The organism is Pseudomonas sp. G5(2012), assembly GCF_000408945.1.
Taxonomy (GTDB): Bacteria; Pseudomonadota; Gammaproteobacteria; order Pseudomonadales; family Pseudomonadaceae; genus Aquipseudomonas; species Aquipseudomonas umsongensis.
In genome coordinates this window covers 50760-63753 of record NZ_APIO01000032.1, presented here as the reverse complement: position 1 = coordinate 63753, position 12994 = coordinate 50760, and the positions used below count along the sequence as shown (strand labels likewise).

Below are 12994 nucleotides of genomic sequence, written 5' to 3'. Positions count from 1 at the left end.
TAGCTAGGAGGTTTGCCGGGGGCGAGAAGTTCTATTGGAGTTCAATGGGAAACGACTGTGGGAGCGAGCCTGCTCGCGAAAGCGGTGTGTCAGTCAGCATGGATGTTGACTGACAGGGCCTCTTCGCGAGCAGGCTCGCTCCCACATGGGTTCAGTATCGATTGTTATTTTCCAGGTGTCAGGGTCAGGCGCTTGGTTCCATACACCCGGTCGAAATTCTCCGGCTGCATTGGCAAGCTCTGATACTGCCCCTTCAGCCATGGCTCGATACCGTTGAGGTAGTTCGGGCTGGCCGGGTTGCCGGACTGGCCGGTGGCGATCTGGCCCATCAGCGGTTCGGGTTGGCCGAAGTCGACGATCAGGCGCATGGCCGGCACCCGTGTGGTGTTGAAGTCTTGGCCCACGGAATAGGCGGCCGTGTTGAGGGTGGTGTGGTCGCCGCCGGCTGGCTGCGGACCTCGCACGGTCTGGCCGCTGGCGTTCTTCCACTCATAGCGGTGAAGTTTGCCCCACTGCCAGGCTTTATGATCGCCACCCAACTGACTGTCGCCAGCGGTGATCGCCGCCGCCAGGCTGCGGGCGAGGATCGCCGGTTTGTCTTCTTTCTGCGCGGTGTGCACATCATCCCAGAATGGACTGTCTTCGCGCCCCAGCAAGTGATCGGCCTGCGCCGCGTAAGACAAGCTGCCATTGGCGATGAAAGCTTGCCACGCCGGGCTGCCTTGTGGCCCCAATTCATCGAGGAAAATCTGCCGGGTGCTTTCCTGCAGGAACAGCTGGTAGATGGCCGCATCGGCGGAGGTCGGGCTGAGTTTGCCGTCAAATGCCATCAAGCGGGTCAGGGCCTCGCGTGCCTTGCCGCGATCCGCCACGGGCAAGGCCTCGATGGCCTGCTTGAGCGGCTGCGACATCCCCGGTGCTTCGAACATTTTCTTCAGTTTGGCGGCGAAGGTGGTGGTCTGGTCGTACTGCATGGCGATCAGGCTACGGGTGTCGTGCTTGCCCACGCCGGCCAGTTCGGCCAGGCGCTCGCCACGTTCCGGTGCCGACCAGGAGTTGGATAGCTGCATGCCATAGCCATGGGGAATGACCCGCTGGTTGGCGGTGCCGAGCCAGCCTTGGGCCGGGTCCTGATCGTAGGGGTGCAGCATCGGGTCGGCGTAACCGTCCCAATCGTAACGTCCCTCCCAACCAGGCGAGGGCAACAGGCCTTCGCCTTCGCGGCGGTTTGGATAGCGGCCGGTGACTTGCCAGCCAATGTGGCTGGCATCGGCGAACATCAGGTTCAAGGTAATGGCGCGAATCTCGCGGCTGGCGTCCGAGGCTTTCTCGACATTCTGCGCCCGGGACAGGTCAAAGAAGGCGTCCAGGCTCTTGTCGTCGGTAAAGTTCGGCGTTTGCAAGGCCAGGCCGAAACCGCTGCCCTGCGCCAGGCCCTGGGCACTGTTGAGCAGGGGACCGTGGCGGGTTTCGAATATCGCTTCGCGAATCGGCCGCTGGCCTTTGACGAAGTAGGTTTCATTGCGCACGATCGCCGGCTGCCACTTGCCAGCGGTTTCGTAGGACAGCCCATTACCCTGGCGTTTGATTTTTTCCAGGAACAGGTCCTGGTTGTCGCCCATGACGCTGGTCATGCTCCAGGCCACTTTGCCATTGAAACCACCCAGGATCATCGGCAACCCGGCGAGGGTCACACCGGAAGCCTGGTACTTCGATGTGCGGATCTGCACGTAGCTAAACAGCGCCGGTACCCCCATCGGCCCGTGGCTGTCGCTGGCCAACAGGCTTTTACCGCTGCGGCTGCGCTGCGGGGCAATGGCCCAGTTGTTCGATGAGGTGGCGCCCAGTAGATTAAGCTCGGACAGCTGGCCGGTGGCCTTGCTGATCTCGGCCAGCCCCGGTACCTGCCCGCTGAGCTTGATGCCTTGCAGCTTTTCACTTTCGGCCAGTGGCAGTTTTTCATCCGGGGCCGAAGGGGTCAGCCACGGCAGTTTGTCGGTAGTGACGCTCTGGGCCAGCACCAGCGAGGCAATTTCCTCGGGCAGGTTGGCTGACTGACTGAAGTTGAGCAGGCAGAAAATCAGCGCCGAGTCTTCCGGCTTCCAGTACTCGGGCTTGTACCCGGTGGCGGCGAGGTCGGCAGGCAGCTTGTCGCGGTAGCGGAACAGATAGGCGTTGACCCCGCGGGCATAGACTTCGAAGAAGCGCTTGAGTCGCGGTGAGGAGGCCTTATACAGCTCGCCAGCGCTCTTCTTCAGGTTGACCGCGCGCATATAGCGGTCGGCGTCCAACAGGTCCGCTCCCTGCATCTCGGCCAATCGACCCTGGGCGAGCAAACGCAGGGTGACCATCTGGGTGATGCGGTCACTGGCGTGCACATAGCCGAGGGAGAACAGTGCGTCGTGGAAAGTGCTGCTTTCGATCAACGGCATGCCCATCGTATTGCGCCGAACCGAAACGTTCTGCGCCAGGCCTTTGAGCGGCTGTACGCCGGAGGTGGGCGGGAGGGTGTCCTGGGCATTGAAGCTCTGACAACCGGTCAGGCTCAAGACACCCGCCACTGCTGCGGCAACGCCGAACCGGGGTAGAAAATGTGAAAGGGCTGGCGAGGCCATGGCAAAGCTCCTGCGGGGGTAAAGGCGGCGCGGCGCGCAATAAAGGCGCTACGTTAGTGAGCAGGAGGGGGGCGCGCAAGCGGGATGCGGGGTTATTTCAACAATCGACCGGGCGGTGCCATCGGTCGAGCCTGTTATTTCTGACAGTAGACAATCCATTGTGCCGGGCAGACGCTGTTTTCCTGCTCACGCTGACTGTGTTCAGCGTTCCTGGCAAATGGAGTCTCTACATGAACAGCAAATGGCTGGTTGCGTTCGTGGCACTCTGCCTCGGTGTTGGCGCACTGTTTTTTTCGGCGAAACAGGCGACAGTCGAGCGCAGCCCCTATGCGTTGTTCGAGCCCGGCATGACGACTGAGCAAAAAGTCATGGTGCAACGACAAATCGAGCGCCAGCTCAGTCGAAAATCGGGAGGCAAGCAAATCAGTACCACTCAAGTGGTATATGACAATGGTGCCGCTGTGGTGACGTTCCCGGTACCCGGCGACGCAGGTCAATCCGATCGCAACTGTGATTACGGTTACGTCTGTTTCTGGACCGCGTCGGATTTTGCCGGCAGGAAACTGTCATTGCTCAGTACGGCGAAAAACGGGCCCGTCAATCTGTCCGACTATGACATGAGCGCCCAGGTCTTCTCCTGGCAGCACAACAACAAGACCGGCACAGTAAAGATCTTCGGAGTGGATGGGCCGGGCGCGAAGGGCAACATGGTGATGAGCAATATCCGGGAGGTGATCCTGGGTAAGGGCTGTTGTCCGTTCAGCGTTCCCGAAGATGCCCGCGTCGTCGGCACCTGGACGGAGATCAATGCCCAGAGCCGACTGACCGAGAATAACAATAGGATCATGAGCATCGCGTTTGCGCCCATGTTCATGTTATTTGCCCATTAGAGGTCGAGCTTCCCACCGGAGCAGCCCTTGGGCGCGCTGAACCGATTTTGTCCTCGATACTGGCCGACTAGTGGCCTTGCAAGCCGAAGACCGATGTCTATGCTGACGTCTAACTAACCATGCCGACCGTTATCGCCGGCATTGGATCATCGAGCCAAGCTGCCAGAGTGCGCAATTCAAGGCACCGACACACTTGCAGGAAGCTGTCTGGAAATGGAGTTCGCTTATGAGCACGTTAGGGCTGGCCCGACGCCGGGCTATCAAGAGAAGGATGTCTTGATGGGAGTGTCGCGATAAGGACTTCCTTCGATCGAACATCACCTATCACCTGTTCATTCCTCCTTTTTGGAGGGATGCGTGTACCTGTTCTATTGAACGTAGTGGTGGATTTGAAAGACCAGCAACTTTCATAAACGCGCATAGGTGGTACGACCATGTTTAACCTGCATCACAAGGCTGACCTGCTGGAAATCGAACGTTTCAGCTGCGCGCTGACTGAGGCCAACGCCAAGCTGGCTGCCGTCAGCCGGTCGATGGCGATGATTGAATTCAGTCCCGATGGCATTGTCCTCGATGCCAACGAGAATTTTTGCAAGGTCATGGGTTACAGCGCCGACGAAGTGCGCGGCAAACATCACCGGATGTTCTGTGAAGAGGCGTTTTACCGCAGCGAGGAGTACGCCAAATTGTGGCGTGATCTGGCTCGGGGCGAACCGATCAGCGGAACCTTTCTGCGCTTGGACAAAAGTGGCAAGGAGATCTGGCTCGAAGCCAGCTACATGCCGGTATTGGGACCTGATCGGCAGGTGCGCAGCGTGATCAAGGTGGCCACCGATATTTCTGCCAGGGTCATCAAGGAACACGAAAACGAAAGCCGGCTCGCCGCCATTGGTCGCTCCATGGCAGTGATCGAATTCACCCCGGAAGGCCGAGTGATCAGCGCAAACGAAAACTTCCTGAAAACCACGCAGTACTCGCTCCATGAAATCGTCGGTCAGCATCACAGCATGTTCTGTCATCGTGCCGAAGCGGAATCCCAGGGCTACAGGAATTTCTGGGCCTCGCTGAACCGAGGCGAATATCACTCGCATCGTTTCGAGCGCAAGAACAAGCAGGGCCAGACGATATACCTGGAAGCTTCCTATAATCCGTTATTCGACGCCAAGGGCCGCCTGTACAAAGTGGTCAAGTTCGCCAGCGACATCACCCAACAAATGACGACCCTGCAAACCGCCGCGGATTCGGCCCACAGTACCTCGGTGCAAAACGACGCCTGCGCGCGCAAGGGCTCCGAGGTGGTGCAGCAAACGGTGCAGATCATCCAGGACATCTCCAGGGACTTGAACCAGGCGGCGCTGAGCATCGATGCGGTGAGCCAACAGTCCGACATCATCGGCACCATCGTCCAGACCATCCGCGGGATTGCCGATCAGACCAACTTGCTGGCGCTCAACGCCGCCATCGAAGCGGCCCGTGCCGGCGAGCATGGGCGAGGGTTTGCCGTGGTGGCCGATGAAGTGCGCAGCCTTGCCGCACGCACCAGCCAGGCCACCCTGGAAATTGTCGATGTGGTGCGCAAGAACCACGACCTGTCATTGAGTGCGGTGTCGAGCATGCAGTCGAGCCTGAGTCGAACCGGGCTGGGCGTGGAGCTGGCGAACGAGGCGGGGGAGGTGATCCTGGAAATCCAGCAGGGATCGCGACATGTGGTGGACGCGATCAGCCAGTTCAACTCGACCTTGCAGTTGAACTGATCACCCCCTTGATTTCCCTGTAGGAGCGAGCTCTGCTCGTCAACGATTACGCGGGGAGCCTGGCGCCCCGCGTCGTTCTCGGGTTCATCGCGAGCATGCTCGCTCCTACAACAACCATCACCGCGTCGTTACAGCGAGGCGATGAGCTTGTCCACACCCTCGATACTGGTGTGTTCACCCCTGCGCTGGTCTTTCTCGGCTGCAGCCATCTGCGCCTTCTCCCGCACGCGCTGGGCTATTTCTTCGCCGATGGCTTGTTGTTTCTCCGGTGGCATCTGATCGATCTCCTCCTGGGTCAAGCCCATCTCTTGCAGGATCGCATCGCGCATGCGCTGTTCCGGGGTCTTGCTCATGTAGTCCTTGAATTCGGCTGTCGCTGAACCATCGCCGATCCTGTCCTTGACGTCGTCGGGCAGCGGCGCGGAGGTTGCCTGCAGGCCAACGCGGGTCTTGGCGAACGCTTCGTCGACGTTATCGCTGATGCGAGTGGCCTCATTCACCTGTTGCGTGGACAGTTGCGTGGCGGATTCCTCGACCTGGGTGCTGGTTTGCGTGGTTTGCGCCTGCAGGTTGTTCTGCAAGGCCTGCGTCATGACGCTTTGCAGGCCGGCGGCGGCTTCAGCTGTCGGATCCTCACCGGGGCGCTTGGGAAGGGGGGTTACCAGGTTTGATTTTGCACTGACCAACATGATAAGCAGACCTTGTAGGTATTGGCGGTACAGTGCTTCAGCAAATAGTATGCCCGTAGATAAAATATCAATTAAATCAGATTGTTAGAATTATTTAACCCGGTAGGCAAGGTGGGTTTGCGGTCAGGCCTTGCCGCCGGGCGGCAGCGGTCGACCGCTATCGGAAGTGGCTCAAGGCAAGCCGTTACAGCAGTGTTTGAGAAAACCCGGGTGTTGCGCCAGGCGTTTGAAATACTCGTCGACGGCCGAATAGTCGGGACGCTCGATGGGCGTCATGAGCCAACGGTTGACCGAGAGGCCGATGACAATGTCGGCCACGGTGAATTTTGCCCCGGCGACATACGCCTTGGTGGTTGCGAGCTGATGTTCGAGGATGGCCATTTTCTGGTTCCAGCCGCGCACACTGATGTCGATGCGATGAGCATCCTGGTATTCCGGATCCTTGCGCACCAGCGCCATGAACGCATAACTCCACGACGAGTTGAGATCGGTGGCTTGCCAATCCATCCACTGTTCCACCCGGGCGCGGGCGGCCGGTTCGCCGGGTAGCAGCTCCGTGTGGTGATGCTGGTGCCTGGCGCAGAGGTAGCGGCATATGGTGTTGGACTCCCACAGCACACCGGCCTCATCGATGATCACCGGTACCTGTGCGTTGGGGTTGTACCGGAGAAACTCAGGGCTGTGGGTCGAGGCGAAACCGCTGCCCCAATCCTCGCGTTCGTAGGAAAGGCCCAACTCCTCACAGGTCCACAGGACCTTCCTGACGTTGATCGACGAGGCTTTTCCCAGAATCTTCAGTGTGTGTTCCATTGTGCTACTCCGTTAGCGTATGTGCGCTTCAGGAAATTAACAGTTTTTCAGCCACAGCGAGCACTCAGCGGGATGAGAAACACATTCAAGACTAGTTGAAATCCCAAGGCATGGGCGTCGCACCGCTTGACGGTACGGCGTGTTGGATCGGGTGACTTTCGCTCCTTATTTCTCGCCTTGGAATAGACCGGTCCAGATAGGCCAAGAGCAGGCGCTGGGAATCTGTTGGTTGAGGATGGGTTGGCGCAGGACCCAGCCCTGAAGCTGTTGGTCGATGAACACCGGGGTGGATACGATGCACTCGCCTTGGGGCGCAACCTTGGCTTGATCCACTGAAACGAACAGCGGACCAGGCAGATCGAACACGGTCTTGGACCGGCTTACCAAGCCTGTGTCCTTGCTGGCGTAGCATTCATTTCTACGTCCTGTGAGGTCAGTGGTCATGACGCCTGCATCTTCCATGCTCGAATGCCAGACATCCATTACGACGGCAGGGCCCTTGCCCTTCGGGTGAGCGGCCAGACAGTTTTTTATCGCTGGAATGAAGCGTGGATCTGTCAGGAGGTGAGTCCAATCACTCGGCTGCGACACTTGCGCCTCAGATACCTGTCCGAGCGAGAGCATCAGCAGGGAGGTCATGAAGATCGTCTTGCGCATAGGAATGTCAGCCGGGAACGGAATTTGCGGATTCTGTATCCGCCATCCGTGAAGCGCAGGACAAAATGTGTTTCGAAATACCGCTGCGGGGCCGGACTGCCTCGTAGGCGTGGTCACCAGGAGGCATCCGGTTTCGCGGCGCTATCGTTTCACAGCGGGGAAGCACCGGTCTCACGTACTCTCGCGCACCTTCAACTCAAACCCCATGTCCTGCACCGGTTTGGCCACGGTGTTACCGGCCATCAATGTGAGCATCTGCTCCGCCGCACGACGGCCGATGGCTTCGCGCGGTGTGTTGATGCTGCTCAGGCGCGGGACCATGTGTTCCGACATCGGCAAATCGTTGAAGCCAAGAATCGCCACCTGTTCGGGAATCTTGATCCCGCAGCGCATGGCCTCAAGCAGGGCGCCCTGGGCCAGGTCGTCGTTGCCGAAGAAAATCGCATCGACGTCCGGGTGACTGGCCAGCAGTTGCAGAAACAGCTCGCCGCCCAAGCCGACGGACGAGGCGCGCGGGGTCAGCACTTCCAGGTCGGGGTCATACAGGCCGGCCTTTTTCAGGGCTTTGCGAAAACCTTCACCGCGCAACAGAGTGCGTTGGTCCAGCTGCGCACCGATGTAGGCCAGGCGCTTGCGCCCACGCGAGAGTAAATGCTCGGCCGCCGTTTCGCCGGCAGCCAGTTGCGAGAAGCCGACGCAATTGAGCCCGGCAGCACTGTCGAGCTCCATCATGTACACGCACGGGATGTTGCTGGCTTCGATCATCCGTCGCGAACTTTCGGTGCGGTCGAAGCCGGTCAGCAGCAAGCCTCGGGGTTGATAGGCCATATAGTTGCGCAGCAGGTTTTCTTCTTCGTCGCGCGAGTAATGGAAGTTGCCGATCAGCACCTCGAAGCCCTTGGGGCGCAACACCTGATGAATGGCTTCCAGGGTGTCGATGAACAGCAGGTTGGACAAGGACGGCACCAATACCACCACCGAATGGCTCTGCGCCGAAGCCAAGGCACGGGCCGCGGGGTTGACCACGTAGTTGAGTTCCAGCGCGGCTTTCTGGACTTTTTCCACCAGTTCGGTGGCCACCGTACTGACCCCGCGCAAGGCGCGCGAAGCGGTAATCGGACTGACACCGGCCAGGCGTGCCACTTCGTTCAGGGTTGGGCGGCCAGTGGTGCGGGTATTTTTATCGTTTTTAGTTGAAGTCATCGACGGCTTGCCAAACAAAATTCAAGGCACTAAGGTAGCGCTGTCTCGATGCAGCTGCAAATGCGTAAGTGGGGGTTCGCCTGATCCTCGCTTTTTGGCATTGGGACAAACATGCTGCAACCCACAAAAATGACAAGAAGGCGTCGGCAACTTCTACTTTTGATCCAGTGTCATAGCTTGCAAAGGTAGCGCTGTCTGCGCGCTGAGGTGTTACATGAATCATCCCATCACCGCCCTGGTCATCATGGGCGTTGCCGGTTGCGGCAAGACGTGCGTCAGCGAAGCCCTGTGCCAACTGAGCGGCGCCACTGCCATTGAAGGCGACTCTTTCCATCCTGCCGCCAATATCGAAAAGATGAGCGCGGGAATTCCCCTGAACGATGAAGACCGTGCCGGCTGGCTCGACAGCCTGTGCGATGAGTTGCGCCGCATCGATGCCCTGGGTCAGCGCCCGGTGTTGACCTGCTCGGCGCTCAAGCACATCTACCGCGAACGCCTGCGCAGTGCCTTGCCAGGCCTGGGTTTTGTGTTCCTGGAGCTGACCCCGGAAGTCGCCGCCGAACGCGTCTCCCATCGGCCAGGCCATTTCATGCCGGCAACCTTGATCGAAAGTCAGTTCGCCACCCTCGAGTCTCCCAAGGGCGAGCCACTGACATTGGCGCTCAATGCCTCGATCCACAGCGTTGACGAACTGGCTGTCCAGGCACACCTCTGGTGGCTCGAGCATGGCTTGAAGCGCGCCAGTTAATTTTTTGCTTGTAGAGATAGCGCTGTCCTTATGGCTTTCGAATTACCCGCTTTAATAACAACAACAACCAGGAGACACCCCTAATGTTTGGCATGTCCCACGAGACGTTTCTGCTGCTTGACGCAGTGGTCACGGTTATCGGGCTTATCGTCCTGATCACCAAGTTCAAGTTCCACCCTTTCATTGCCCTGATCATCGCCGCCGCTTTCCTCGGGCTGACCTCAGGCATGCCGATCGGCACCATCATCAAGGCGTTCCAGGACGGCTTTGGTGGCGTGCTCGGTTTCGTCGGGATCATCCTGGCGCTGGGGACCATGCTCGGAAAAATGATGGCCGAGTCGGGCGGGGCGGACCAGATCGCCCAGACCCTGATCCGCGCCTTCGGCAAGGACAAGGTGCAGTGGGCAATGATGTTCGCTGCCTTCCTGGTGGGCATCCCGCTGTTCTTCGAAATCGGCTTCGTACTGTTGATCCCGCTGGTGTTCATCGTTGCCCGCCGCACTGGCGTGTCGATCATCAAGATCGGTATCCCGCTGCTGGCTGGTCTGTCCGCGGTGCATGGCCTGGTGCCGCCGCACCCGGGTCCGTTGCTGGCCATCGGTGTGTTCGGTGCCGACATCGGTAAAACCATTCTGTACGGCCTGATCGTTGCGCTGCCGACGGCGATCATTGCCGGCCCGATCTTCGGTACGTTCATCGCCAAGCACATTCCCGGTCATCCGAATCAGGAACTGGTGGACCAACTGGCGCGTGAGTCGGATGCAGGCGATCTGCCGAGCTTCGGCATCACCCTGGTCACCGTGTTGTCGCCAGTGTTCCTGATGCTGCTGAAAACCTTTGCCGATGTGGTGCTGCCGGACGGCAACTTCTTCCGCACTTTCATGGACCTGATCGGTCACCCGATCTCCGCGCTGCTGTTGGCGTTGCTTCTGTCGCTGTACACCTTCGGCTACAAGCAGGGCATCGGTTCGCAACAGATGCTCAAATGGCTGGACGCGAGCCTCGCACCGACTGCCGCGATCATCCTGATCATCGGTGCCGGTGGTGGCTTCAAGCAGATGCTGGTGACCAGCGGCGTGGGTGACGTGATCGGCCACATGGCGGTGGCCGCGCAGATTTCGCCGATCCTGCTGGCGTGGCTGGTGGCGGCGGTGATTCGTATTGCCACCGGTTCGGCGACCGTTGCAACCATTACTGGCGCGGGCATCGTGGTGCCGGTGGTGGGGATGATTCCGGGTGTGAACCGTGAGCTGCTGGTCCTGGCCACCGGTGCCGGTTCCTTGATCCTGTCTCACGTGAACGACGCCGGTTTCTGGTTGGTGAAGCAGTACTTCAACATGACCGTGGCAGAGACGTTCAAGACCTGGACAGCGATGGAAACCATCCTGTCGGTGGTGGGGTTGGGCTTTATCCTGTTGTTGTCGTTGTTCGTCTAAGCGTTTCGCCAGACAAAAAAAAACCGCAGCGATGCGGTTTTTTTGTGGGTGATGATCTCAGGAAGAACGAGATCCAGTGTGGGAGCGGGCTTGCTCGCTCCCACAGGGTTTTGTGTCAGGCGTTGGTTTTGGTGCCTAGCCCATCCGCCCGGAACATCCCGCGAATCCCGCGTACGGCCTGACGAATCCGGTCCTGGTTTTCGATCAGCGCGAAGCGCACGTGATCGTCACCATACTCACCAAAGCCCACACCCGGCGAGACGCAGACCTTGGCCTCGGCCAGCAGTTTCTTGGCGAACTCCAGCGAGCCCAGGTGCGCGTACGCGTCGGGAATCTTGGCCCAGACGTACATCGACGCTTTCGGGTTTTCCACCATCCAGCCCAATTCATGCAAGCCTTTGACCAGCACGTTACGGCGCTGCCGATACTGTTCGGCGATATCGCGCACACATTGCTGATCGCCTTCAAGCGCCGCAATGGCCGCCACTTGCAGCGGGGTGAAGGTGCCGTAGTCGTGGTAGCTCTTGATCCGCGCCAGGGCGTTGACCAGTTCCGGGTTGCCGACCATGAAACCGATACGCCAGCCCGCCATGTTGTAGCTCTTGGACAGGGTGAAGAATTCGACGGCGATGTCCTTTGCGCCGGGCACCTGCATGATCGACGGGGCTTTCCAGCCGTCGTAGACGATGTCGGCGTAGGCCAGGTCATGCACCACCAGCACGTCGTACTGCTTGGCGAGAGCGATCACCCGTTCGAAAAAATCCAGCTCCACGCACTGGGCGGTGGGGTTGGACGGGAAACCAAGGATCATCATCTTCGGTTTCGGGATCGAACCGCGAATGGCTCGTTCCAGTTCAGCGAAGAAATCCACGCCCGGCACCAGCGGCACTGAACGCACCTGGGCGCCGGCAATAACGGCACCGTAGATGTGGATCGGGTAGCTCGGGTTGGGTACCAGCACGGTGTCGCCCTGGTCGAGGGTGGCCAACATCAAGTGTGCCAGGCCTTCCTTGGAACCGATGGTGACAATGGCCTCGCTTTCCGGGTCGATGTCGACCTCGTAGCGCTCCTTGTACCAATTGGAAATGGCTCGGCGCAGGCGCGGAATGCCCTTGGACGTGGAGTAGCCATGGGTGTCTGCGCGCTGGGCGACAGTGACCAGTTTTTCGACGATGTGTGGCGGGGTGGCGCCGTCGGGGTTGCCCATGCTCAAGTCGATGATGTCTTCGCCACGACGACGGGCGGCCATCTTCAGCTCGGCAGTGATGTTGAAAACGTAAGGGGGGAGTCGATCGATGCGCGCAAAGCGGCGCGGCGAACCTTGTTCGGCCATTGTTGCCTCGGATAACGTAAGCGCCCGGAACCGTCCGAGCGACGCAGGTCACTGCGGTGACCTGTGGCGGAATGTACGATCAGCTATGGCAGGCTGTCCAGCCTCAATGTAAACAAATTTTTCCGAAGGAAAGGGTTTGATGGAATTTACCAGTGGCTTCCTGTTGAGCCTGTCGCTGTGCCTGGACATCGGCGTGGCCAATATCGCGATGATCACGTTGGCGATGCAGCGCGGCTATTTTCAAGGCTTCGCCCTCGGCTTGGGCACCTGCGTCGGTGACCTGATCTACGCCGTGCTGGCACTGGCCGGCATGACGGTTTTGCTGCAATACGAAACCGTGCGCTGGGTGCTGTGGATCGGCGGTTCGGCGCTATTGGTCTATTTCGCGGCGAAGATGATTTACTCGGCGATCCACCATGAAGCGCTGTTGGCCGAAACCGCCGAGGTGGGCCACAACTCCCATCGCAAGGAATTTTTCCGTGGGATTTTTCTCGCCATGTCGTCGCCGAGCGCCATTCTCTGGTTCGCCGCGGTGGGTGGCACGTTGATCGCCCGTTCCGGTGGCGGCGGTCCGCTCAGCTCCGCGCTCTTTCTTGGCGGGTTTCTCTGCGCTGGCTTGTTGTGGTCCGCCGGCCTATGTTTCGCAGCGAGCCACGGCGGCAAGTTGCTTGGCGACAAGCTGCTGCGTTACTCCTACCTGGCATCGGCGGCGATCTTCTGCTATTTCGCGGTGTACGTGATTCTATCGGGTTACAACGAGTTTGTCGGCGCAGGTGCCGTCAAGCCCTTGCACGCGCTGTAACTGGGCGAATCGGGTTTGGCTTCTATACTCCCAGCCGAACCCACTTTTACCTTCCAG

11 protein-coding genes and 1 pseudogene are annotated in these 12994 nt (G+C 59.3%); 6 read left to right on the top strand and 6 right to left on the bottom strand.

Translation table 11 applies throughout. The features are described from left to right. Positions 1-164: 164 nt before the first annotated feature. Positions 165-2615 carry a penicillin acylase family protein gene (locus tag PG5_RS10440; RefSeq protein WP_020797082.1) on the bottom strand — a complete coding sequence of 817 codons (2451 nt, stop codon included), beginning with the start codon at positions 2613-2615 and terminating at the stop codon, positions 165-167. 230 nt (positions 2616-2845) lie between these two features. Between PG5_RS10440 and PG5_RS10435 the strand changes: the two genes are divergently transcribed. The 3 genes and pseudogenes from PG5_RS10435 (at position 2846) to PG5_RS35295 (ending at position 5259) form a co-directional block, all read left to right on the top strand. Then, complete coding sequence (locus PG5_RS10435; RefSeq protein WP_020797081.1) at positions 2846-3505, top strand: peptidase inhibitor family I36 protein; 660 nt, start codon at positions 2846-2848, stop codon at positions 3503-3505. A 434-nt stretch (positions 3506-3939) separates the two neighbouring features. Next, a pseudogene (locus tag PG5_RS35300) lies at positions 3940-4713 on the top strand (PAS domain-containing protein); the annotation flags it as partial. Positions 4714-4719: 6 nt separating this feature from the next. After that, on the top strand, positions 4720-5259 hold the full coding sequence (locus tag PG5_RS35295) for a methyl-accepting chemotaxis protein (RefSeq protein ID WP_225441926.1): 540 nt from the start codon (positions 4720-4722) through the stop codon (positions 5257-5259). Positions 5260-5387: 128 nt separating this feature from the next. Here PG5_RS35295 and PG5_RS10425 read toward each other — a convergent pair whose 3' ends face one another. From PG5_RS10425 to PG5_RS10410, 4 genes are all read right to left on the bottom strand, one after another. Further along, positions 5388-5948, bottom strand: coding sequence for a hypothetical protein (locus PG5_RS10425; protein ID WP_020797079.1), 561 nt, complete (start codon positions 5946-5948; stop codon positions 5388-5390). Between the two features lie 171 nt (positions 5949-6119). Continuing rightward, positions 6120-6758, bottom strand: a complete 639-nt coding sequence (locus tag PG5_RS10420) for a glutathione S-transferase family protein (protein WP_020797078.1) — start codon at positions 6756-6758, stop codon at positions 6120-6122. Positions 6759-6923: 165 nt separating this feature from the next. Then, positions 6924-7415, bottom strand: a complete 492-nt coding sequence (locus PG5_RS10415) for a hypothetical protein (protein WP_020797077.1) — start codon at positions 7413-7415, stop codon at positions 6924-6926. Between the two features lie 171 nt (positions 7416-7586). Beyond that, on the bottom strand, positions 7587-8618 hold the full coding sequence (locus PG5_RS10410) for a LacI family DNA-binding transcriptional regulator (RefSeq protein ID WP_020797076.1): 1032 nt from the start codon (positions 8616-8618) through the stop codon (positions 7587-7589). 214 nt (positions 8619-8832) lie between these two features. Here PG5_RS10410 and PG5_RS10405 point away from each other — a divergent pair, with 214 nt between their 5' ends. Together PG5_RS10405 and PG5_RS10400 are read left to right on the top strand one after the other, a co-directional pair. After that, entirely contained in the window at positions 8833-9366 is a 534-nt protein-coding gene (locus tag PG5_RS10405; protein ID WP_020797075.1) for a gluconokinase, read from the top strand. Between the two features lie 83 nt (positions 9367-9449). Continuing rightward, positions 9450-10802, top strand: a complete 1353-nt coding sequence (locus PG5_RS10400; protein ID WP_020797074.1) for a GntP family permease — start codon at positions 9450-9452, stop codon at positions 10800-10802. Positions 10803-10917: 115 nt separating this feature from the next. Here PG5_RS10400 and alaC read toward each other — a convergent pair whose 3' ends face one another. Next, the gene (gene alaC / locus PG5_RS10395) at positions 10918-12135 is read right to left on the bottom strand and encodes an alanine transaminase (protein WP_020797073.1); all 1218 of its coding nucleotides are present in this window, start codon (positions 12133-12135) and stop codon (positions 10918-10920) included. A gap of 139 nt (positions 12136-12274) precedes the next feature. Here alaC and PG5_RS10390 point away from each other — a divergent pair, with 139 nt between their 5' ends. Further along, the gene (locus PG5_RS10390) at positions 12275-12937 is read left to right on the top strand and encodes a LysE family translocator (RefSeq protein WP_020797072.1); all 663 of its coding nucleotides are present in this window, start codon (positions 12275-12277) and stop codon (positions 12935-12937) included. Positions 12938-12994 lie beyond the last annotated feature (57 nt).